15 protein-coding genes and 1 pseudogene are annotated in these 23553 nt (G+C 70.6%); 10 read left to right on the forward strand and 6 right to left on the reverse strand.

Going from position 1 to position 23553, the window contains the following annotated elements; all coding sequences use genetic code 11:
• Together ACFVT5_RS29765 and ACFVT5_RS29770 are read right to left on the reverse strand one after the other, a co-directional pair.
• Positions 1-4653, reverse strand: a complete 4653-nt coding sequence (locus ACFVT5_RS29765) for an RHS repeat-associated core domain-containing protein (protein WP_389894329.1) — start codon at positions 4651-4653, stop codon at positions 1-3.
• 122 nt (positions 4654-4775) lie between these two features.
• The gene (locus tag ACFVT5_RS29770; protein ID WP_389894331.1) at positions 4776-5633 is read right to left on the reverse strand and encodes a DUF4190 domain-containing protein; all 858 of its coding nucleotides are present in this window, start codon (positions 5631-5633) and stop codon (positions 4776-4778) included.
• 120 nt (positions 5634-5753) lie between these two features.
• Here ACFVT5_RS29770 and ACFVT5_RS29775 point away from each other — a divergent pair, with 120 nt between their 5' ends.
• Together ACFVT5_RS29775 and ACFVT5_RS29780 are read left to right on the forward strand one after the other, a co-directional pair.
• Positions 5754-6785: an adenosine deaminase gene (locus ACFVT5_RS29775; protein ID WP_389894333.1), complete on the forward strand. Its 1032-nt coding sequence runs from the start codon at positions 5754-5756 to the stop codon at positions 6783-6785.
• Positions 6786-6806: 21 nt separating this feature from the next.
• Positions 6807-7493: a glycerophosphodiester phosphodiesterase gene (locus ACFVT5_RS29780; RefSeq protein ID WP_389894335.1), complete on the forward strand. Its 687-nt coding sequence runs from the start codon at positions 6807-6809 to the stop codon at positions 7491-7493.
• A 4-nt stretch (positions 7494-7497) separates the two neighbouring features.
• On the opposite strand, the pseudogene ACFVT5_RS29785 reads toward ACFVT5_RS29780, so the two are convergent.
• Positions 7498-7605, reverse strand: a pseudogene (locus ACFVT5_RS29785) (NADP oxidoreductase); the annotation flags it as partial.
• 231 nt (positions 7606-7836) lie between these two features.
• On the opposite strand from ACFVT5_RS29785, the gene ACFVT5_RS29790 reads away from it, so the two are divergent.
• From ACFVT5_RS29790 to ACFVT5_RS29825, 8 genes are all read left to right on the forward strand, one after another.
• Entirely contained in the window at positions 7837-9360 is a 1524-nt protein-coding gene (locus ACFVT5_RS29790) for a gamma-aminobutyraldehyde dehydrogenase (protein ID WP_389894337.1), read from the forward strand.
• Between the two features lie 82 nt (positions 9361-9442).
• A complete protein-coding gene (locus ACFVT5_RS29795; RefSeq protein ID WP_389894339.1) occupies positions 9443-10687 on the forward strand; it encodes a PotD/PotF family extracellular solute-binding protein in 1245 nt (414 codons plus the stop codon).
• 82 nt (positions 10688-10769) lie between these two features.
• Entirely contained in the window at positions 10770-11918 is a 1149-nt protein-coding gene (locus tag ACFVT5_RS29800) for an ABC transporter ATP-binding protein (protein WP_389894341.1), read from the forward strand.
• Complete coding sequence (locus tag ACFVT5_RS29805; protein ID WP_389894343.1) at positions 11915-12844, forward strand: ABC transporter permease; 930 nt, start codon at positions 11915-11917, stop codon at positions 12842-12844. Before ACFVT5_RS29800 ends, ACFVT5_RS29805 begins: the two co-directional genes overlap by 4 nt.
• A complete protein-coding gene (locus ACFVT5_RS29810; protein ID WP_389894345.1) occupies positions 12844-13644 on the forward strand; it encodes an ABC transporter permease in 801 nt (266 codons plus the stop codon). The genes ACFVT5_RS29805 and ACFVT5_RS29810 overlap by 1 nt, the downstream gene beginning before the upstream one ends.
• A gap of 22 nt (positions 13645-13666) precedes the next feature.
• Positions 13667-15085 (forward strand): NAD(P)/FAD-dependent oxidoreductase, encoded by a 1419-nt coding sequence (locus ACFVT5_RS29815; protein ID WP_389894347.1) that lies wholly within the window; start codon positions 13667-13669, stop codon positions 15083-15085.
• Between the two features lie 146 nt (positions 15086-15231).
• Entirely contained in the window at positions 15232-15687 is a 456-nt protein-coding gene (locus tag ACFVT5_RS29820; RefSeq protein ID WP_389894349.1) for a hypothetical protein, read from the forward strand.
• A gap of 86 nt (positions 15688-15773) precedes the next feature.
• Positions 15774-17618, forward strand: coding sequence for a chitinase (locus tag ACFVT5_RS29825; RefSeq protein ID WP_389894351.1), 1845 nt, complete (start codon positions 15774-15776; stop codon positions 17616-17618).
• Positions 17619-17720: 102 nt separating this feature from the next.
• Here the strand turns inward: ACFVT5_RS29825 and ACFVT5_RS29830 are convergent, their stop codons facing one another.
• From ACFVT5_RS29830 to ACFVT5_RS29840, 3 genes are all read right to left on the reverse strand, one after another.
• On the reverse strand, positions 17721-19166 hold the full coding sequence (locus ACFVT5_RS29830; RefSeq protein WP_389894353.1) for an aldehyde dehydrogenase family protein: 1446 nt from the start codon (positions 19164-19166) through the stop codon (positions 17721-17723).
• A gap of 171 nt (positions 19167-19337) precedes the next feature.
• Positions 19338-21044: a PucR family transcriptional regulator gene (locus ACFVT5_RS29835; RefSeq protein ID WP_389894355.1), complete on the reverse strand. Its 1707-nt coding sequence runs from the start codon at positions 21042-21044 to the stop codon at positions 19338-19340.
• 190 nt (positions 21045-21234) lie between these two features.
• On the reverse strand, positions 21235-23406 hold the full coding sequence (locus ACFVT5_RS29840; RefSeq protein WP_389894357.1) for an ATP-binding protein: 2172 nt from the start codon (positions 23404-23406) through the stop codon (positions 21235-21237).
• Positions 23407-23553 lie beyond the last annotated feature (147 nt).

Genomic DNA, 23553 nt, shown 5'->3' on the forward strand with positions numbered 1-23553 from the left:
TCAGCCGTCACACGGCGGGAGTACCCGCTGCTTCTTGATGTTGTCGATCATTCCCTGCTTCTTCAACTTGGTCAGATCGCCCTGCGTGACGCTCTTCGACGGGTACGAGGACTGCACGTGGCCATGGTAGATCTCCTTGACGACATTGCCTTCCGCGTCAGTGATCGCCCGGTGCCGGTCCAGGACCACGATTTCGTTGTTCACGTGGTCCACGCCGAGGCGCCGGGTGACGTTTGGGTTGTTCGGGTCGAGATCGATGGACCGGTCCAGCGCGGCCTGGCCGTTGGAGGGCGCGCGGCTGACCTCGCCCTTGGCCGACGAGCCACTGCCCGAACCGTGCTTGCTGTATTCCGAGTCGTCGTAGACGCGGACTGGCCCGGTGCTGTCACCTTCCAGGCCGAGCGGGTCGCTCCAGCGGAAGGGATTGTCGACGTACGCATGGTGATTGGGGGCCGGTGCCAGGCCGAGCGGGTCGGGGGAGAGGAAACTCGCGGTGTCCGGGTCGTAGTAGCGAGCCAGGTTGTAGTGCAGACCTGTTTCCGGGTCGCGGTACTGGCCGGGGAAGGACAACGGGCACAAGTCACCGCCCTCGTCCTCCAGGGGCCTGCCCCACAGGCTGGTGGCGGCCCGCCAGGCGATCGTTCCGTCCTCGCCGACGAGTTCGCTGGGGGTGCCGACCAGGTCGGTGACGATCGCGTAGAACTGCCTGCTGATCTCGTCCGGGGAATCGGTGCGCCATCGGCTCCGCAACTGGGCTGCCGCCCGGTGGGTGCCGGGCTCCCAGTCCCAGGTGTCCGTCTGCACCTGGCCGTCCCGGAGCATCTGCTGCTCCGCGAGGTTGGCGCAGTCCCAGGTGAAGAGGATCTCATCAACAACCGAACCGTCCCCGTCGAGCCGCGACTTGGCGGTGCGCCGACCGAGCACGTCATAGCGGTACCGCCACACGCCGCTGTCGGGCGTCGCGGTCTCGGTGAGCCGGTCGTCGGCATTCCAGGTATACGTCCAGATCCGGCGCAGTCCGGACAGCGTCCGCCGGATCACGCGGACCACACGTCCCTGGGCATCGTGTTCGTAGGTGGTGCGGCCCGCCGAAGTGGCCTTCGTCCCGGAGCGCTGTGCCGGACCCTGCGCGTCCTGTCCACCGGGGGCCGGGTGAGCGGCGGCGGTGAGGTTGCCGAGATCGTCGTAGGCGTATGACTCGGTCCAGGTTTCAGCCGACACCCCTGTGACGCGGCCCGCGCGGTCGAGGTTGAACCTGCGGGTGCCGCCGAGCCGGTCGGTGATCCCGGTCAGGTGGCCGTCCGAGCGGTAGGCATATGAGCGGGACTGCCGCACCGTTGCGCCACGGGGTCCGCCGTCGTCGACGGCAGCCGACCGGATGATCTGTTCGACGAGGCGGTGGCCCGCGTCCCAGGACTGCGTCAGCGTGGCGGCGTCGCCCAGGCCGCGGGCGGTTTCACGGCCGGCCTCGTCGTGCGTGAAGGTCAGCTCACCGGCCTGAGTGACAAGCGAGGTGGGCAGTCCTGCGGAGTCATACGACCAGCGCGAGGTGGCGCCGGAGGGCGTGGTCCGGCGCACCCGTCGGCCCAGCGGGTCGTACACGCCGGCCACGGTCCGGCCGTCGACAGTTTCGGCGACGATCCTGCCCACCGCGTCATAGGCGTAGGCGACCCTGCTGTCAGGGTTCACGGCCTCGACCAGCCGTCCGGCCGCGTCGTAGCGCAGGGACGTGACCGTGCCGTCGTCGGTGCGCGACGTCACCACCCGGCCCGCGGCGTCACGGGTCAACCGCACCGTCTCGCCGCTGCCGTTCGTCCGCGCGACCTGGCGGCCGGTCGGATCGAAGACGTAGGTGAGTGAACGGCCGTTGAAGTCCGTTTCAGCGGTCAGGCGGCCGGCCGCGTCGTAGCGGTACACCCACTCGTCGCCGCGCGGATTGATCACGGCGGTGAGCTGCAACTCGGTGTCGTGAGCGAAGCGGTATCGGGTGCCGTCAGGGTCGGTCCTGGCGCTGGGGAGGCCGAACGCGCCATATTCGAACGCGGTCGTGAACCCGCCCGTGTCGTGGTGCTCGGTGAGGTTGCCCTCCGCGTCGTACGACCAGGACTCGCGGCCGCCGTCTGCGCGCTGCCGCCACAGCAGCAGGCCCTCGGGGCTCCATGCCTGGCGGACGGTACCACCGACCGCGTCGTCGATCCGCACGACGCGGCCCCATGCGTCTCTGCGCACGGTGACGACGCTGCCGCGTGGATCGATGACCCGCACCGGAAGTCCGGCCTCGTCGCTGTCGAACCGGAGAGTGTTGCCCAGCGCGTCGGTCTGCGAGTTCCGGTGCCCGCGTTCGTCGTATGTGTACGAACTCACCGCGCCGAGCGGGTCGGTGCTGGTGAGCAGGTTGCCCCGGTCGTCGTACGCGCACGTCCAGCGCGCTCCGTCGGCTTCGGTGACGGTGACCGGCAGCAGGTTGTCGTCATACGCCACGTGGATGCTGGTGCCGTCCGGCCGGTCCACGCGGACCGGCTGACCATGCTCGTCGAGGGTGAAGCGGGTCGTGTTGCCCAGCTCGTCGGTACGGGACAGCAGCCGCCCGTACGGGTCGTGCTCGCTGTGCACGGCAAAACCCAACGGGTCGACGACACGGCTGAGGTGGAGTCGCTCATCGTAGTGGTACTCGGTGCGGTGGCCGAGACCGTCGGTCATCGTGGTCACGCGCCGCACGTCGTCGTACGCGAACTGCCCGGACATCGCGCCGTCCTGGCCGGTGCCGCGGACCACGCGGTCGGTCGCGCCGTCGTATTCGTAGCGGTACCAGCGGTCGTTCCGATCGGTCCAGGAAGTGATACGGCCACGTTCGTCGTAGGTCAGCCGATAGGGGCGGCCGGCGGAATCGGCTATGGCGGTGAGATGGCGGCGGGGGCCCGCATAGGAGTACGTGCGGAGGACCCTGCCGGGCTGGGGGCCGGTCGCGCTGTCGGCGGCCTCCAGGAGGCGCAGACCTGTGATCCGACCGTTCTCGGTGTCGACGGTGAGGTGGTAGCCCCCGGAGTGGCGGACCGCGACGGGTGTGCCCTCGGGCGTCCGCTGGAAATCGAGACGGTGGCCGTTGCGGTCAGTGACAGCACAGAGCGGGAGTATGACGGCTGTCGCACCACCGTCGTCGGGAGAGTCCGGGGCGAGTGCGGGGCCGTAGTGCCGGGTCAGCTCGGTGAAGGGGTCGCTGACCGTGATGATGCCGCCCGGGGTTCCGTCCCAGGCCAGCGGGCGCCGCGGCCCGTGGCTCGGCAGCACCTGGGCGCCGGCCTCGGGCACGGGATAGACCTGGAGCATGCCGTCCGCACTCGCGCAGACCGCACCGTCGGCGTCGAGTTCGAGGCGCTCGTCGAACGTCGACATCCATGCCGGACCGAACCAGTGCCCGGAGCGGAAGCTCGAAACATGGTGGCGCTCGATCACGAGGGGGAGCAGGCCCGGCAACCGGATGTCCGTGTGTGACATCAGCATCTCGCTGGTGATCATGTCGACGGGGTCGCCGCCCTTGCAGCGGCCCTTCATTGGCTTGCCCGCCTTGGCCCCGTCCGCGGCCCCTGAGCGCAGCCCCTTGAAGAGATCCTTCACGTGCCGCGCGCCGTTCTTTCCCAGGCCCCGCACCGCCAGGCCCATGCCCTTCAGGCCGCCCTTGAGGCCGTTCATCGCCTTGAGGCCCTTGGCGAGGCCGCCGAGGCTGGTCAGGCCCTTCATGCCGGGGATGCAGTCCAGCGCGGCGAAGCCCACGTCCCAGAGGGATGCCTGGCCTTTGAAGTATTTGTTGAGGGTGTCGGCGAGGACGATGAGGGCGGCGATGAGGACGATCGCGCCGAGGATGGGGCCGCCGATGATCAGGGCGATGATGCCGAGGACGGCGACGACGACTTTGCAGACGGCGACGATGGTGTCCCAGTTGTCGGTGAACCAGTCGCCGACCTCTTCCCACCACTTGCGGTTGTGAATCCCGGCGTCCGACGCTTCGTCGAGTTTGTCCTTCGCCTCGCGTGCCGCGTCCTCCCGCATCTTGCGGGCGTCCTCGGCCATCTTCTTCGCCGCGTCCAGCGCGTTGCCGGCCGAGGTGACGTCCGACTGCGCGCTGCTGCGGGCGTCCTTGGCGCTCTGTGCGTCCCGGGTGGCCGCCTTCACTTTGTCCGGATCCGGCTTGGGGACGTCCTTGCCGCCGGTGGGGTCGTCCTTGTACTTGTCGGCTTCCTTGCCGGCCCGGTCGACCCAGGATTCGGCGGAGGTCAGCTTGGACTGGGCGGAGGACAGGTCGGCCTGTGCCTCGCGGCCCTTGACGAGTGCCTTGTCGGCGAGGGCCTGGGCGCGTTCCAGTTTCGGCCAGTACGCGGCGAGGGCGTCGCCCGCCATCTCGTACGACTTCTTCAACTTCCGCAGATTCTTCGGCACACCCGAGAACTCGTCCTGGAACGCCTTGGCGGACTTGCCCGCCCAGACCAGGACCGTGTCCTCCTCGGCCATCCCCTTGATCAGCCGCAGCGCCTCGGTGACGTCGTCCGCGAAGTCGTGCAGCCCCTTCGCCAGCGTCCGCACCCGGTCCGGATCACCCGGCGTCGGATCCTTGTCCAGGTCCAGGACATGCCAATCCGTCGGCCGATATGCCGCCACCCCGTGTCCCCCGTCACGTGTACATCACCAACAACCGTATGCACACGTGAACTTACAAGGTTCGGCTGCGGCGCGGGGAACTGTGCGGCCAGCCACCCACGACCCGCAGCCTGGAGAACCGGTCAAGCCCCGCAGGGACCCGCGCTGCCGCGGCTCGGGCCGGCGCCCAGCGTCTGGTCCTCGTACGAGTTCACGCCCGCGATCACTGTCGCCACCAGCAGCATCAGGGCCAGGGCCAGACCGACGGAGCCGCAGATGATGCCGGCGAGCGCCTGCCCAGGGTTGGTGGCCTCGCCCCGGCGGGCCTTCGCCCGGCTGACACAGCCGAAGACCACAGCGAGGATGCCAAGGATGATCGCGACCGGCCACATGCAGAACCCGACGACGGAGATGATCCCGACGACCAGCGACGCCGTACCGAGCCCGTTACTGGGGGCCACCGGCATACCGGGCCAGCCGTACCCGGAGACGCCGCCCGGCACCCCGGGGAAGTAATCGGCGGGTGCGCTGGGGACGGGCCGGCCCGGGTAGGGGTACGCCGTGGGGTACGGGGCGGGTCCCGGGTACCCGTAGGGCGCCGCCTGGCCCGGACCCTCCGGGGACAGCGGCGGCGCCGGGACCTGGCCGCCCGGAATACCGCCGACCACCGTGGGATGGCTGTGCGGCGAAGCCGTGCCGGACGGCGGGGCGTACGGATTCGCGGACGGCGGCGCGTCCATCGGCGCCGCCCAGGGATCCGGCCGGTCCGCCTGAGTCGGCGGCGGCGTGGGCGTCGCTGTGGGCTGCGCGGACGTCGGGCCGGCCGGGGCTTTTGGGGCCGTCGAATCCGCCGGCTGCTCCTTGCCCAGCGACACGGGCGGCGCGGCATCCCCGTTCCGTACCCCGGTCGGCGCCCATGGATCGGGGCTCGCCCCACTGCCCTGCGCGCCCTCCGGCGCCTCCCGCCGTTCCTCGCTCATCGCGGCGTCCCCCTCCGTCATGCGTCCCGACATGCTACGGCCCCGCTCACCCGTGCTCGCGGGCCGCCTACGATGTGCTGCGAACCACCGATCAGCCGATCACCGCGCCGACCCGCAGGCGCCGTTCCCGGGGAGGACCCCTTGACCGATCTGCACGCCTTCATCGCAGGGCTGCCGAAAGCCGAACTCCATGTGCATCACGTCGGTTCGGCCTCTCCCCGTATCGTGTCCACGCTGGCAGCCCGGCACGCCGACTCGAAGGTCCCGTCCGACCCGGAGGCGCTGGCGGACTTCTTCACGTTCACGGACTTCGCGCACTTCATCGACGTGTATCTGTCCGTCGTGGACCTGATCCGCACCCCGGAGGACGTACGGCTGCTGACGTTCGAGGTCGCGCGCGAGCTGGGGCGGCAGAACGTCCGGTACGCGGAGCTGACCGTCACCCCGTTCTCGTCGACCCGGCGCAATATCCCCGAGCGGGAGTTCATGGCCGCCATCGAGGACGCCCGCAAGGCGGCCGAGGCCGAGCTGAACGTGTCGCTGCGCTGGTGCTTCGACATTCCGGGCGAGGCCGGTTCGGAGGCCGCCGAGGAGACCACGCGGATGGCCGTGACCGACGGACTGCGTCCCGAGGGACTGGTGTCGTTCGGACTCGGCGGCCCCGAAATAGGCGTACCCCGGCCGCCGTTCAAGCCGTACTTCGACCGCGCCATCGCCGCTGGCCTCCGTTCCGTACCGCACGCCGGCGAGACGACGGGACCGCAGACCGTGTGGGACGCGGTGCGGGAGCTGCGGGCCGAGCGGATCGGACACGGCACCAGCAGCGCCCAGGACCCGGAGCTGCTCGCGTATCTCGCCGAGCACCGCATCGCCCTGGAGGTCTGCCCGACGTCCAACATCGCCACGCGCGCGGTGCGCACGCTGGAGGAGCACCCGATCAGGGCGATGGTCGACGCCGGTGTCCTGGTGACGATCAACTCCGACGACCCGCCGATGTTCGGCACCGACCTGAACAACGAATACGCCGTCGCCGCCCGCCTGTTGGACCTGGACGAGCGAGGGGTCGCCGCCATCGCCAAGAACGCGGTGGAGGCGTCATTTTTGGAGCCCTCCGGCAAGGCCGCACTCACCGCCGAGATCGACACGTACACGACGAACTGGCTCGCCGACTGACGCGTGCCGAGAAATGGGCCCATGCACACCGTGACGGCCGTCGCCCACCGGGGCGACCCCTACCGCGTCCGTGAGAACACGCTCCCGTCCCTGCGCTCGGCGCTGGACCGGGGCGCGGACGCGGTGGAGATCGATGTCCGGCTCACCCGCGACGGCGTCCCCGTGCTGCTGCACGACGCGACGCTTGAGCGGCTGTGGGAGCACGAACGCCCCCTGTCGGCGCTCTCCGCGGACGAGGTGCGCGGGCTCACCGAGGGGGGCGTGCCCACGCTGGCCGACGCGCTCGACGCGACCGGCGACAGCCGGATCATGGTCGACCTGCCGGGGGCGACGCCCGCCGCGGTGCGCAGGGTGGTCGGGGTGGTACGGGACTGCGGCGCGCGGGAGCGGGCGTACTACTGCGCGGGTGCGCCGACGATGCTCGCGGTCCGCGCCGCGGACCCGTCGGCGGAGATCGCGCTGACCTGGACGACGCTCGCGCCGCCGCGCCCCGGCCTGCTCGAAGCGGTGCGGCCCCGGTGGCTGAACTACCGCTTCAGCCTGGTCGACCGCGACCTGGCGGCCCGGGTCCACCGCGACGGGTATCTGCTGTCGGCGTGGACCCCGGACACCCGCCGCTCGATGCGCCGCCTGCTCGACGCGGGCGCCGACTCGATCACGACGAACCGCATCGACGTCCTGCACAGTCTGCGAAGCCGCGAACTGTAGGGATTCACACCCCCGCGGGGGCCGACGGGGGTGCGATGGCCTGCGCGTCCGCCCGCTCACCGGGCCACAGCCCGATCAGCAGCGCCGCAGTCGCCTCAAGCAGCGCGGCCCGGGTCCGGACCTCGGATTCCGTCATGCACGCCACTGTGGCACGCACCACTGACACTCCGTCCTGGGTTTTCTGCCGGAACTCGACACCTGGTCGACAGATTCCGTCGCGTAACCAAAAGGCAACAACGGAATCACTTGTTGGAGTAGTACTGCTCTGTCAGGATCGGCACTCAAATCGAGGTGGAGCTACGCCGACCCCCGTGGGACGGGGAGGACGGCCGAGGAGAGCGTCATGCACAACCCGGGCCATCGCTTCCTGGCACAGGACCGCTTCGCGGACGGTGCCCAGTTCATCGCGGGGCGGCCCGCCAAGGGCACATCGGGACAGAGCCACGCGGTCGTGGACCCCGCCACGGGCGACGCGGTCTACACCTACGAACTCGCAGGTCCCGGCGATGTCGACGCGGCCGTCGCGGCGGCCCGTGACGCGTTCCCCGGCTGGTCGTCCACCACTCCGGGTGAGCGTTCCGACGCGATGCACCGGTTCGCCGCCGTGCTCGCCGACCGTGCCGACGAATTCGCGCGCGCGGAGTCCCTCCAGTGCGGCAAGCCGATCAAGCTGACCCGCGAGTTCGACGTCCCCGGAACCATCGACAACACCGCCTTCTTCGCGGGCGCGGCCCGGCATCTCCAGGGCCAGTCGGCGGGCGAGTACTCGGGCGACCACACGTCGTACGTACGCCGGGAACCGATCGGCGTGGTCGGCTCCATCGCGCCCTGGAACTATCCGCTCCAGATGGCTGCCTGGAAGGTACTCCCGGCGATCGCGGCCGGCAACACCATCGTCCTGAAGCCCGCCGAGCTGACCCCGCTGACCTCGCTGATGTTCGCCGAGGCCGCGATCGAGGCGGGCATCCCGGACGGCGTCGTGAACATCGTCACCGGCGCGGGCCGGGACGCCGGCGAGCACCTGGTGGGCCACCCCGACGTGGCGATGACCTCGTTCACCGGCTCCACCGGCGTCGGCAAGCGGGTCGCCGAGATCGCCACCGCGACCGTCAAGCGGCTGCACCTGGAACTCGGCGGCAAGGCGCCGTTCGTCGTGTTCGACGACGCCGACCTGGAGGCCGCCGTGCACGGCGCCGTCGCGGGTTCCCTCATCAACACCGGCCAGGACTGCACGGCCGCCACGCGCGCGTATGTGCAGCGCCCGCTGTACGACGCCTTTGTGTCCGGCGTCGCCGACCTCATGGACACCGTCCGGGTCGGTGACCCCTTCGATTCGGCCACCGACCTCGGCCCCCTCGTCTCGCACGCCCAGCGTGACCGGGTGGCCGGCTTCGTCGAGCGGGCGCGCTCCTACGCGCGCGTGGTCGCCGGCGGCACCGTCCCGGGCGGCGACCTTGCCCGGGGCGCCTACTACCGGCCCACCCTGATCGCCGACGCCCCTCAGCACAGCGAGGTCGTACAGTCGGAGATCTTCGGTCCCGTCCTGGTGGTCGTACCCTTCGACAGCGACGACGAGGGCATCCGGCTCGCCAACGACATCCCGTACGGGCTCGCCGCATCGGCGTGGAGCCGTGACGTGTACCGCGCCAACCGGGCGACCCGCGAGATCAAGGCGGGCTGCGTCTGGATCAACGATCACATCCCGATCATCAGCGAGATGCCGCACGGCGGCTACAAGGCATCCGGGTTCGGCAAGGACATGTCCACGTACTCCTTCGAGGAGTACACCCAGATCAAGCACGTCATGTTCGACAACACCGCGGTGGCCAGGAAGGACTGGCACCGCACGATCTTCGGGGACCGCTAAGTATTCGACAGGCGGCCTCGGCCGCCGGGGCCACCGCCACGTTCGCGCGACGGCCCCACCCTCCCGGAAGGGCATCACGCGCATGCAGTTCGAGCCCGAACCCCTGTCCTCGGCCCAGGTGGCCGCGATGCGGCGCAGCATGCGCAACGGCAGGGCATCGCTGTCCCGCCGTTCGCTGCTGCGGGCGACCACGGGCGGGGCGCTCGCCGTCGGCGGCATAGCCGCGCTCAGCGGCTGCGGCATACCCGCCGCGGCGAACAAGAGCGGCGGCGTCTCGTCCGAGGACCACTCGGCCAAGGAGAAGCGGGTCAACTTCTCCAACTGGACCGAGTACATGGACGTCGACGACAGCGGTCGCAAGCACCCCACCCTGGACCAGTTCCGCGAACGCACCGGGATCACGGTCAAGTACACCGAGGACATCAACGACAACGTCGAGTTCTTCGGGAAGATCAAGCCGCAGCTCGCCGCCGGGCAGGACACCGGGCGCGACCTGATCAACGTGACCGACTGGCTCGCCGCGCGGATCGTCCGTTTCGGCTGGGCGCAGAAGCTGGACGCGTCCAACCTGCCGCATGCCTTCGCGAACCTCTCCGACCAGTTCCGCAGCCCCGACTGGGACCCCGGACGCGCGTACTCGTACCCCTGGGCGGGCATCCCGACCGTCATCGCCTGCAACAAGAAGGCGCTGGACGGCATCGAGGTCACCTCGGTATCGGACCTGCTGGACAACCCCAAACTCAAGGGACGCGTGGGGCTGCTCTCCGAGATGCGCGACACCATGGGCCTGACGCTGCTCGACATGGGCAAGGACCCCGGGAAGTTCACGGACGACGACTTCGACGCGGCCGTGGCGCGTATCCAGAAGGCCGTGGACAAGAGCCAGGTCCGCCGCTTCACCGGCAACGACTACACGTCCGACCTGGCCAAGGGCGACCTCGCGGCCTGTATGGCCTGGGCGGGCGACATCGTGCAACTCCAGGCCGACAGCCCGGACATCGTCTTCGTCATCCCGGAGAGCGGCTACATGATCTCCTCGGACAACCTGCTGGTGCCCATCAAGGCGCGCCACAAGGAGAACGCCGAGCGGCTCATCGACTACTACTACGAGCCGAAGGCCGCGGCGGAGTTGGCCGCGTACATCAACTTCGTGTGTCCCGTCGACGGCGTTCACGACGAGTTGGCCAAGATCGATCAGAAGGCGGCGGACAACCCGCTGATCATCCCCGACAAGGCGATGGCCGCGAAGTCCCACGCGTTCCGCTCGCTCAGCTCCAAGGAAGAGACGGCGTACGAGGCGAAGTTCGCCAAGCTCACCGGCGTCTGACCTCGGTACCGCGGGCACCGCACCTCCCGGTGCCCTCTCTCCGCCCCCAGCCCTTCACCGTCCCTCAACTCCGGGATCCATCATGACGACAGACCACGGTGGCGACGTCCGCCTCTCCGGGATCGGCAAGACATACGGCTCCTTCACCGCCGTCCACCCCCTGGACCTGACCGTCCCGCAGGGCTCCTTCTTCGCCCTGCTCGGCGCCTCCGGCTGCGGCAAGACGACCACCCTGCGGATGATCGCGGGCCTCGAAGAGCCCACGTCGGGCACGGTCTCGCTCGGCGACCAGGACGTGACCGCGCTGCCGCCCTACAAGCGGCCCGTGAACACGGTCTTCCAGTCGTACGCCCTCTTCCCGCACCTCGACATCTTCGAGAACGTCGCCTTCGGGCTGCGCCGCCGAGGCGTCAAGTCCGTGAAGAAGCAGGTCCACGACATGCTCGACCTGGTGCAGCTCGGCGACTTCGCGCGCCGTAAGCCGCATCAGCTCTCCGGTGGTCAGCAGCAGCGCGTCGCCGTGGCCCGCGCCCTGATCAACCACCCCAAGGTGCTCCTCCTGGACGAGCCGCTCGGCGCGCTCGACCTGAAGCTGCGCCGTCAGATGCAGCTCGAACTCAAGCGGATCCAGACCGAGGTCGGCATCACCTTCATCCATGTCACGCACGACCAGGAGGAGGCCATGACGATGGCCGACACGGTCGCCGTGATGAACGCGGGCCGTGTCGAACAGCTCGGCGCGCCCGCCGACCTGTACGAGAACCCGCAGACCACCTTTGTCGCGAACTTCCTCGGCACGTCGAACCTCATCGAGGCCCGCGTCGACTCCACCTCCGGCGACGACCTGGTGCTCAGGGCGGGCGACGGCAAGCTGGTGCTGCCCGCCGCGCGATGTTCGGCGCCCGGCACCAGCGGCGGCAAGGTCCTCGTCGGCATCCGTCCCGAGAAGATCTCGCTCACGCACGCCGACGACGCGGACACGGTGCCCGACGGCCGTAACCGCATCACCGGCAAGATCGCCGACAGCAGCTTCATCGGGGTCTCCACGCAGTACGTCGTCAACAGCCCGGTCTGCCCCGACTTCGAGGTCTACGCGCAGAACATCGAGCGTGACCCCCGCCTGGTGCCCGGCGCCGAGGTCGTCCTGCACTGGAACCCGCAGCACACCTTCGGACTCGACGCCTCGCAGGACATCGACGCCGGTGTCGAGACGGTCGAGGAGGCGGCATGACCGCCGTCACCGAGGCCCCGGCGGCCGAACCGGAGCGGAGCGAGAAGACCCGTAGGCCCCGCAGACGCGGCAGGCTCGTCCCGTACTGGCTGCTGCTGCCCGGCATCCTGTGGCTGTTCGTGTTCTTCGCGCTGCCGATGGTCTACCAGGCGTCCACGTCCGTGCAGACGGGCTCCCTGGAGGACGGCTTCAAGGTCACGTGGCACTTCGCGACCTACTGGGACGCGCTGTCCGAGTACTGGCCGCAGTTCCTGCGCTCCGTCCTGTACGCGGGGTCCGCGACGATCCTCTGTCTGATCCTGGGCTATCCGCTCGCGTACCTGATCGCGTTCCGCGCCGGACGCTGGCGCAATGTGGTGCTGATCCTGGTCATCGCGCCGTTCTTCACCAGCTTCCTGATCCGTACGCTCGCCTGGAAGACGATCCTCGCGGACGGCGGCCCGGTCGTCGGCGCCCTCAACACCCTGCACGTCCTGGACGTCACCAGTTGGCTCGGGATGACGGACGGCAGCCGCGTACTCGCCACCCCGCTCGCGGTGGTCTGCGGTCTGACGTACAACTTCCTGCCGTTCATGGTCCTGCCGCTGTACACCTCGCTCGAACGGATCGACGGGCGGCTGCACGAGGCGGCCGGCGACCTGTACGCGAAGCCGTCCACCACCTTCCGCAAGGTGACCTTCCCGCTGTCCATGCCGGGTGTGGTGTCCGGCACGCTGCTCACCTTCATTCCGGCGACCGGTGACTATGTCAACGCGGATCTGCTCGGTTCCACCGACACCCGCATGGTCGGCAATGTGATCCAGACGCAATTCCTGCGCGTTCTCGACTATCCGACGGCAGCGGCACTCTCATTCATCCTCATGGCCGCGATCCTCGTCATGGTCACGCTCTACATCCGTAAATCCGGGACGGAGGATCTGGTCTGATGGCTCCCGTACGCTGGTTCCGGCGGAATCTCGTCGTCATCGCCGGTCTGCTGACCCTCGGCTATCTCCTGCTGCCGAATGTCGTCGTCACGGTGTTCTCCTTCAACAAACCGAAGGGGCGCTTCAACTACGAATGGCAGAACTTCTCCACGGACGCCTGGAAGGACCCGTGCGGGGTCGCCGACATGTGCGGCTCGCTGTCCCTGAGCCTCCAGATCGCCGCCTGGGCCACCCTGGGCGCGACCGTGCTCGGCACGATGATCGCCTTCGCCCTGGTCAGGTACCGCTTCCGGGCCCGGGGCGCGATCAACTCGCTGATCTTCCTGCCGATGGCGATGCCCGAGGTCGTCATGGCCGCCTCGCTCCTTACGCTGTTCCTCAACATGGGCGCCCAGCTCGGTTTCTGGACCATCCTGATCGCGCACATCATGTTCTGTCTGAGTTTCGTCGTCACCGCGGTCAAGGCGCGCGTCATGTCGATGGACCCGCGTCTGGAACAGGCCGCGCAGGACCTCTACGCAGGCCCTTTCCAGACCTTCGTCCGGGTCACCCTGCCGATCGCGGCGCCCGGTATCGCGGCGGGTGCCCTGCTCGCCTTCGCGCTGTCCTTCGACGATTTCATCATCACCAATTTCAACGCGGGTTCGACCGTCACGTTCCCCATGTTCGTGTGGGGCTCGGCGCAGCGCGGAACGCCCGTTCAGATCAATGTCATCGGCACGGCGATGTTTGTCGTCGCCGTAGTGTTCGTGCTGGCCGGAATGGTCGTCAGCAACCGCCGCAACAAGCAAAAGGCATAACCCCTGTAGGGAGTTGAAAATCATGGCCCCGAGCGCCATGACCCGCTGGACCGCAGCCCTTTCCGACGCGCAGCCCGTCTCCTTCTGGCTGGACGACCCCGGCCGTCCGCGCGCCGAGCCCGCCCTCACCGGCACCGAGCAGTGCGATCTGCTCGTCGTCGGCGGCGGCTACAGCGGACTGTGGACCGCGCTGATCGCGAAGGAACGCGACCCGGCCCGTGAGGTGGTCCTGGTCGAGGGCCGCGAGGTGGGCTGGGCCGCCTCGGGCCGCAACGGAGGGTTCTGCGCCGCGTCCCTCACCCACGGCCTCGACAACGGACTCAGCCGCTGGCCTGACGAGATCGGCACCCTGGAGAAGCTGGGCGCCCGCAACCTCGACGCGATCGAGGAGGCGGTCGCCCGGTACTCCATCGACTGCGACTTCGAGCGCACCGGCGAGATCGACGTCGCCACCGAGCCGTACCAGGCCGAGGAACTGACCGCCTGGCACGGCGAGATGCGCCGTCAGGGCCTCGCGTCGGGCACCGAACTCCTCGACACGGACGCGGTCCGCGCCCAGGTGGACTCGCCGGCGTTCCTCGCGGGGATCTGGGACCGTGACGGCGTCGCGATGCTGCACCCGGCGAAGCTCGCCTGGGGCCTCAAGCGCGCCTGCCGCTCCCTCGGCGTACGGATCTACGAGCACACGCCCGCGCTCTCGCTCACCCAGCGCGGCGCGGGCATGGGCGTCCGCACCCCCTACGGCCGGATCTTCGCGCGCCAAGTCGCCCTGGGCACCAATGTGTTCCCGTCGCTCGTCAAGCGGGTGCGGTCGTACACCGTGCCCGTCTACGACTACGCGCTGATGACCGAACCGCTCACCGACGAGCAGCTCGCCTCGATCGGCTGGAAGAACCGGCAGGGCCTCGGTGACGGAGCCAACCAGTTCCACTACTTCCGGCTCTCCGCGGACAACCGCATCCTGTGGGGCGGTTACGACGCGATCTACCCCTACGGTGGCCGGGTGCGCGCCGAGTACGACCACCGGCCCGAGACCTACGCGAAGCTCGCCGGGCACTTCTTCCGGTACTTCCCGCAGCTCGAAGGCGTCCGCTTCAGCCACGCGTGGGGTGGCGCCATCGACACCTGCACCCGTTTCTCGGCGTTCTTCGGCACCGCGCACGGCGGGCGCGTCGCCTACGCGGCGGGTTACACGGGCCTCGGCGTCGGCGCGACCCGGTTCGGCGCGGACGTGATGCTGGATCTGCTCGCCGGGGACCGCACCGAGCGCACCGACCTGGAGATGGTCCGCAAGAAGCCGCTGCCGTTCCCGCCCGAGCCGTTCGCGTGGGCGGGGATCTCCCTCACCAAGTGGTCGCTCGCCCGCGCCGACGAACAGGACGGCCGTCGCAATATCTGGCTCAGGACGATGGACCGGCTGGGCCTCGGCTTCGACAGCTGACCCGCCCGACCCCGGGGGCGTACGCCCTGGTCGGCCGGTGTGACCCAGATCACTACCGGCAAGTAGCGAAACCCGCGTAATGGTCCCCGCTGTCGGCCCTCTCCCTGGTGATCCGCACTTAGCGATCACACACAAGGGAGGTCGACATGACCGGGCCGACAGCCAAAGCGGCTGTGGAATGGCTGGTGTCCGTGACACCGGAGCCCGACGCCTGCCGCTGGGAGTGGGAGCGCAACCCCCTCGGGGTCGCCCTGCTCCCGGCCGGCAAGCTCTGGGACGTCCTCATCCTGCCGGGTGAGCTGGGGTACGCCACCCTCGATGTCCTCACCCGCTTCGTCGACCGTCCGGGCCCCGTGCTCGTCGACTTCGGCGACTCCCGGATGGGTTTCTTCGTGCCCTCGGGCACCGCCGCCCGCTGGGTCGGTACCGGGGTCCGCACGGTGGGCAGCGGTACCTGGATCGTCGTCCCGTACCCCGGGCGCGCGGCCACCGGAGGGGTGCGCTGGCTGATCGCGCCGGACGGCACCGGCACCCTCACCGACCCGGCGGTCCTGGAGCTGTCGATGCATGAGGCGGCGGCCGGGCCCCGCGTGACGGATTGATGCCAGAGGTCTTGACAACCGAATTGGTCTGGACCAAATTGAGCGCGCTCCGTCCCACGCCAAATCCCCCATGCCCGGAGGCCGTTGTGGACCGCACCAGACCACGCGTACGTCCCCCCGTACGCGGCTTCGTCCGCCCGAGACTTCTCGCCGTGCTCGCCACGACCGCACTGGTCGCCGTGTCCGGCATCACCATGACGCCGTCGGCCGCCCGTGCCGCCGATGCCGACCTGGCCCGCAACGGCGGATTCGAGTCCGGCCTCGACGGCTGGACCTGCACCGCGGGCAGCGGAGCCGTCGTCAACACACCTGTGCGCACCGGCACTTCGGCGCTCCGGGCGACCCCGGCCGGCAGCGACAACGCCCAGTGCTCCCAGACCGTCACCGTGAAACCCGACTCCCAGTACACGATCAGCGGGTACGTACGCGGGAGTTACGTCTACCTCGGCGCCTCGGGCACCGGCACCACCGATGTCTCCACCTGGACCGCGTCGGCCACCGACTGGCAGAAACTCTCCACCACCTTCCGCACCGGAACCGCCACCACCAAGGTCACCCTCTACACCCACGGCTGGTACGGAACCCCCGCCTACTACGCCGACGACATCTCCCTCGTCGGACCCGGCGTCGAGGCCGGACAGCCGCCGGCCGTCCCCACCGGCCTGAAGACGGGCACGGTCACCTCGTCCAGCGTCGCCCTCTCCTGGTCCCCGGTCACCGGCGCCACCGGCTACGCGATCTACCGCAACGGCACCAAGGTCCAGACGGTCACCGGCACTTCGGCGACCGTCAGCGGCCTGACCGCGTCCACCGCGTACAGCTTCCAGGTCGCCGCCGTGAACGACGCGGGGGAGTCCGCCAGGTCCGGGGCCGTCACGGCGACGACGGGCACGGGCGGCGGGGGCGGCCCGACCGACCTCCCGGCGCACGCCCTCGTCGGCTATCTGCACGCCAGCTTCGCCAACGGCTCCGGCTACACCCGGCTGGCCGACGTCCCCGACAGCTGGGACGTCATCGACCTCGCCTTCGGCGAACCCACCTCGGTCACCTCGGGCGACATCCGCTTCAACCGCTGCCCGCAGACCGAGTGCCCGAACGTCGAGAGCGACGCCGACTTCAAGGCCGCCATCAAGGCCAAGCAGGCCGCGGGCAAGAAGGTCCTGATCTCCATCGGCGGCCAGAACGGCCAGGTCCAGCTCGCCACCACCGCCGCCCGCGACACCTTCGTCACCTCCGTGTCGAAGATCATCGACGAGTACGGTCTGGACGGCCTCGACATCGACTTCGAGGGACACTCCCTGTCCCTCAACGCCAACGACACCGACTTCAAGAACCCCACGACCCCGGTGATCGTCAACCTCATCCAGGCCGTGAAGACCCTCAAGGCCAAGTACGGCGCCAAGTTCGTCCTGACGATGGCCCCCGAGACGTTCTTCGTGCAGCTCGGCTACCAGTACTACGGCACCGGCCAGTGGGGCGGACAGGACCCGCGCGCGGGCGCCTATCTCCCGGTCATCCACGCCCTGCGCGACGATCTGACCCTGCTGCACGTCCAGGACTACAACTCCGGTCCCATCATGGGCCTGGACAACCAGTACCACTCGATGGGCGGCGCCGACTTCCACATCGCCATGACCGACATGCTCCTCACCAGCTTCCCCGTCGCGGGCAACGCGGCCAATGTCTTCCCGCCGCTGCGGGCCGACCAGATAGCGATCGGCATGCCCGCGTCCGTCAACGCGGGCAACGGACATGTGGCGCCCGGCGAGGTCAACAAGGCCCTCGACTGCCTCACCAAGAAGACCAACTGCGGCTCATACACGACCCACGGCACCTGGCCCGCGCTGCGCGGCCTGATGACCTGGTCGATCAACTGGGACCGCTTCGGCGCCTGGGAGTTCTCGAAGAACTTCGACGCGTACTTCGGCTGAGACCGTCGGCGCCCCTGATATCTGACCCCGACACCGACCGCGACGGCCGGAGCCCCCGCACAGCGGGCTCCGGCCGTCGCGTCAGTCGTTCCTGAGCGTCTCTCAGAGAGCGAGTCCCGTGAGGACGAGGACGCGCTCGTAGGTGTAGTCGTCCATCGCGAAACGCACACCCTCGCGGCCCACACCGGACTGCTTGGCGCCGCCGTACGGCATCTGGTCGGCGCGGTAGGACGGGACGTCGCCGACGATGACGCCGCCGACCTCCAGCGCCCGGTGGGCCCGGAACGCGGTCTGCACGTCGTGCGTGAACACACCCGCCTGGAGGCCGTACTTGGAGTCGTTGACGGCGGCGAACGCCTCCGCCTCGCCGTGCACCTTCCGCACCAGGAGAACGGGTCCGAAGACCTCTTCGCAGGCGACGGTGGCACCGGCCGGTACGTCGGCGAGGACGGTCGGCGCGTAGGAGGCGCCGTCGCGCTTGCCGCCGGTGAGGACCGTGGCGCCCGCCGCCGCTGCCTCGTCCACCCAGGACTCGACGCGCTGCGCGGCGGCCTCGCTGACCAGCGGACCGACATCGGTCGTCGAGTCGGCGGGGTCACCGGTGACCTGGGCCTCGACCGCCGCGACGATCCGGGGCACGAGGCGGTCGTACACCGAGGCGTCGGCGATCACGCGCTGCACCGAGATGCAGGACTGGCCGCCCTGGTAGTTGGAGAAGGTGGCGATACGGGTCGCCGCCCAGTCCAGGTCCTCGTCACTCGCGTAGTCGGCGAGGACGACGGCGGCGCCGTTGCCGCCCAGTTCCAGGGTGCAGTGCTTGCGCGGCACCGAGTCCATGATCGCGTAGCCGACCTGCTCGGACCCGGTGAAGGAGATCACCGGCAGCCGCTCGTCCTGGACCAGGGCGGGCATACGGTCGTTGGCGACCGGCAGGATCGACCAGGAGCCGGCGGGCAGCTCGGTCTCGGCGAGCAGCTCACCGATGAGCAGCCCGGAGAGCGGGGTCGCGGGGGCCGGCTTGAGGATGATCGGCACACCGGCGGCGATGGCCGGGGCGATCTTGTGGGCGCACAGGTTGAGCGGGAAGTTGAAGGGCGCGATACCCAGCACGACGCCCTTGGGGAAGCGGCGCGTGAGGGCGAGGCGGCCCTGACCGCCGGCGTCCGTGTCCAGCCGCTGGGCCTCACCGCCGTTGAAGCGACGGGCCTCCTCGGCGGCGAACCGGAAGACGGAGACCGCGCGGCCGACCTCACCGCGGGCCCACTTCACGGGCTTGCCGTTCTCGGCGGAGATGAGCTGGGCGATCTCCTCGGTGCGCTCGACGAGCCGCTTCGACACATGGTCGAGGGCGGCGGCGCGGACATGGGCGGGGGTCGCGGCGAAGGAGTCCCGCACGGCGTGGGCCGCGGCGACCGCTTCCTCGACCTGGGCCTCGGTCGGCTCGCTGACCCGGCCGACCAGCCGCCCGTCCCAGGGCGAGGTGACGTCGAAGGCGGACTCGCCGGTGGCCTGGCGGCCGGCGAGCCAGAAGGCATGGGTGGAAGTCATTGTCGAGTCCCGGCCCTTCCGCGGGTGGTGTGTGATGGTCACCTTCACCGTAGGGGTGATGGGGTGCTGGGGCGTTTGTCCTACGCGGAGTGGTACGGCGACCGCGCTGGCCGGATTGTCGGTGTGGACCGCCTTATCGGTGCCGCCCGATAGGTACGGAGGCGGTCGGCCCTAACCGGTGCCGCTCGCCGTGGTCGTCTTCAGGGCCAGCCACAGCTCCATCCGGACATCCGGGTCGTCCAGGGAGCGGCCCAGGATCTCCTCGACCCGGCGCATGCGGTACCGCAGGGTGTGCCGGTGGACGCCGAGGTCCGCCGCCGCCGCGTCCCACTGCCCGTGCCGGGACAGCCAGGCCCGCAGCGAGGCCACCAGATCGCCGCGACCCTTGGCGTCGTGCTCGTACAGCGCCCGCAGCAGGCCGTCGGCGAAGGCCCGTACCGCGTCGTCGGCGAGCAGCGGCAGGACCGATCCGGCGGCCAGTTCCTCGTGTTCGACCAGGGCCCGGCCGCGCCGGCGGGCCACGGAGAGCGCCTGTTCGGCCTGTTTGTACGCGGTCGCGGCGGCGATCGGTCCGGCCGGCGCGGAGAGTCCGACGACGAGGTCCCCGCCCTCGGACACCACGGCGCCCGGTGCCGCCCCTCCCGACGCGGCCCCTTCGGCACCGCTGCCCGGGAGCGCCCCCGCGCCGATCCGGGTCGCCTCGACGGATTCCGCGTACCGCGTGCACGCCTCGACCGCCGCTCCTCCGTCCACCGCGAGAAGCAGCAGCCGGTCGCCCTCAGGGACGACGAGCACGGCCTCACCGGCCCGCGCGGCGGCGGACTCGACGACATCGGTGAGCGCGTCCAGCGGATCGTCACCGGAGCCGGCCACCGGGGCCGGGGCGGAAGCTGAAGCCGACGCCGAGGCCGAAACGGAAGCCGACGCGGACGACGACGTGTACGCCGACTCCGCGATGATCAGGCGGAACGGCGCGTCGAGCAGATCCCCGTACAGCCCGCCCGCGACGGCCCGCGCGTGATCCGGTTCCCCGGCGAGCAGCATCCGCAGCACGGCGCCGCCGATGCGTTGTTCGGCGGCGTGCAGGGAGCGGGACCGCTCGGTGGTGAGGGTGAGCAGGGCGATGGCGGAGTGCACGGCATAGCGCTCGGCGGTGCCCAGCGTGGAGGCGGTGCCCACGGCGAGCGCGGCGCGGGGCCGCCGTCCGGTGCCCAGCGAGTGCAGCTCCACCCGGTCCTCGGTCCCCGCCACGACGGCGCTCGCGGGCGCGGGGCGCTCCCGCAGCCGCTCCACGTCTGCGGTGAGCCTGCCGGCTCTGCGGGACGCCCAGTCGGGCGCGGTGGAGACAAGGGCGCCGGACGCGTCGTAGAGCGCCGCCCAGCCGTCGACCTGGGCGGCGAGCGCGGCGATCAGGCCGTCGGGTCCGTCGCTGAGGGTCTGTCTGGTCAGCTCGCGCTGGGCGGCGAAGCCGGCCGTGACGGAGCGGTACTGCTCCCGGGCGATGGCCTCGGACACCGCTTTGCTGATCGCGAGGAACGGGGTGCGGCGGGGCACGGCGAGCAGCGGCAGGTCGGCCTCGCGGGCGGCGGTGAGCAGGGCGTCGGGGATGTCGTCGTAGTGCACGCCGACGGCGAAGCCGAGCCCCACGACCCCGGCCTTGGAGAGCCGCTTCACATAGCGGCGCATGGCCTCGGGGTCCTCCGCGTCGAGCTTGAGCGCGGTGACGAGGAGCAGTTCGCCGCCCTCCATGTACGGCACCGGGTCGGCCAGCTCGCTGACGTGTGCCCAGCGGACGGGGGTGTCCAGGCGGTCCTCGCCCGCGCGCACGGTGAGCTTGAGCGCGGAGTGCTGGACGAGCGAGGCGAGCGTGGGGCGCATGGGACCTTCAGGTCGCGGAGGGCGTGCGATGGGGTGGGGGAGGGTGATCTTTTGGCCGTCGCGTATGAACGGCTGCTACCGATTCTGCCTCACCGTACGGTGTCACCCGCCCGGCCACCGCCCGCCCGATCTCCCCCGCCCGATCTCCCCCCGCCCGATCTCACCGTACGGCCCCCGGCGGCACCGCTCCTCACTTCCGCAGGTCGACCAGGAGCGGCGGCGCGTGTTCGCCCCGCACCGTCGTCAGCGAGAGCACGGCGTGTCCCGGCGGCACCGCGTGGGCCAGCTCGGAGGCGGACCACCGCTCCCGCTCCACCTGCCGTACGGTCACCGCGCGCGCGGTCACCGCGCGGCCGGTGATCACGCGCCGCAGGGCGTGCACGGTCTTGCCGAGCGGGGTCTCGGCGATGATCTGCCGGTCGGTGACGTCCCGGGCCTCGGTCCACTCCTTGCCCCACACCTCGGCGAAGTCCTGCCCGTCCCACGGGGTGAGCCCGGACAGCGCCATCCGGCAGCCGATCGCGCCGAGCAGCGGTCCGCGCAGCGTCCGGGGCACGTCGTCGAGGGTGCGCAGGGTCAGGACGGCCCCGGCGTGCGAGGACCGCAGCCGCTGGACGCCGCGTACCGCCTCGGGTGTGATGACGCCGGTCGCGTCGTCGATGACCAGGCAGGCGAACAGGGAGCGGTCCTCGCGGACGGCGACACTCGCGGTGAACTGGGCGAGAACCAGGCGGGCGAGGATGCGCGACGCGTCGGCGTGGCCGCGCTGGGGCAGGTCGATACGGACGCGTACGGGGTGGTCGAGGGCGCGCAGCGAGAAGGGCCGGCTCTGTCCCGCGGTGTCGAAGAATCCGGCGAAGGCGGGCCGGTCGAGCAGCGCCACCCGGTCCGCGAGTACGCCGCCGACGTCGCCGGGGTGGCCCGACTGCCGTTCGCGGGCGTCGAGTTCGCGGAGCATGGCGTCCTGCCCGGTCTCGGTGAGCGCCTTGCGCAGCGCGCCGAGCGGTCCCGGCGCCCCGTCCAGGAGGCCGCGGAGTTCGGGCACGGAGGGGAAGCGGCCATGCACCGCGCGGAAGGGTCCCAGGAGCTGGGCGAGGACGGTCGTGGAGCGCCTGCTGTCGCCGCTGGGATGCGGGTCCGCGAGGTCGCCGACCAGGGCCTCGGCGAGCACGGCGGCGGCCTCGTCGGGGTCGGTGGTGCCGCCGTACAGGTCGAGGTCGTAGACGGAGTCGGGGTGCCCGATCCGGACGACGACGTCATAGCCCTCGGTGGCGCCGAGTCCCGCGCCCGCCGCGCCGACCACGATGACGGCGGCGCGTCCGGCGAGTGCCTGGAGGCAGAGCGACTCGGTGAGCGGCCACACCACGCTGCCGGTCTTCCCGGATCCGGCCGGTCCGACGGCGAGCAGACCGGTACCGAGCAGATCGGGTCCGAGGGCGAGCCCGGCGCCCCGGTAGTGGTACGGGTTGCGGCTGTCGTCGGCGGTGGTGCCGATCCGGACCTGGGCCGTGAGCAGGTCGTGCCGGGCCGCGCGGCCGGGCAGGTCACGGGCGCCGGAGGGGTGCAGACAGGCGGCGGCGCCCTCGTCGGTGACGGCCCGGGTGAAGTCGGCCATGCCGTGCCGGCCGTTGCGCACGCCCTGCCAGGCACGGGCGATCCGGGCGAGGTCGACGTCACGCATCAGTCCGGTACGGGCGTCGGCGGCGAGCCGGTCGGCGGCGGCCCCGGCACCCGCCGCCCGCAGCTCGGGCCACTCGGCGGGGTCCTCTTCGGGCGCCGGGGGGCGTACGGGGACGGGTGGGGCGGCGCGGCGCCAGGCGGGCGGGCCGAAGCGGCGCCAGAGTTCCGCCCAGCGGCCGAGGCGGCCCACGGTGACCATCAGGCCGAAGGCGACGGCGCCGTAGTACGCGTAGACGACGACCACGGCGCCGAAGGAGTGCGGCTGGGCCCAGGAGTCGGGGATCGCCGCGTACAGGGGCAGCAGCCACCAGCCGCCGAGATAGCCGTTCCAGAGCAGGGACCAGACCAGCCAGCCCACCAGGAACGCGATCACCGCGCCGCTGACCAGTTGGCGGGCCGGGGTGACCTCGGGTTCCTGTTCGGGGCGCGGGGTGTGCAGCAGCCGCCATACGCCGGGGGCGGCTTCGGGGCGGGGCGCGCGCAGCCAGGCGAGGAAGTCGCCGCCGTCGGGAAGGGGCGGCAGGGCGGTACCCGCCTGGCCGGGAACGGTGCCCGCGGGGCGGGGTGGCCGGGCCGGCCTGGGCGGCAGCGCCTCCGCGCCCGACCCGTTCGGCGGTCCCGCCGGGCGCGGCACCGGTGTGGCGTGCGTACCGCGTGCGTCCTGCGTGCCGTCGGTGTCCATGGCCCTTGCCCCCTGACCTGCCGGTCTCCGTGTTGCGCGGTCGAACTGCGGTCAATCTAGTGCCCCCACGGGGGACTTCACCTGCTTACGCGCCACGGCCTGCGGGAATGCGCCGCCGCCGCGCCCCGCCCTGGGACCGCGAGGGAC

Source organism: Streptomyces sp. NPDC058001 (genome assembly GCF_042886315.1).
Classification (GTDB): Bacteria; Actinomycetota; Actinomycetes; order Streptomycetales; family Streptomycetaceae; genus Streptomyces.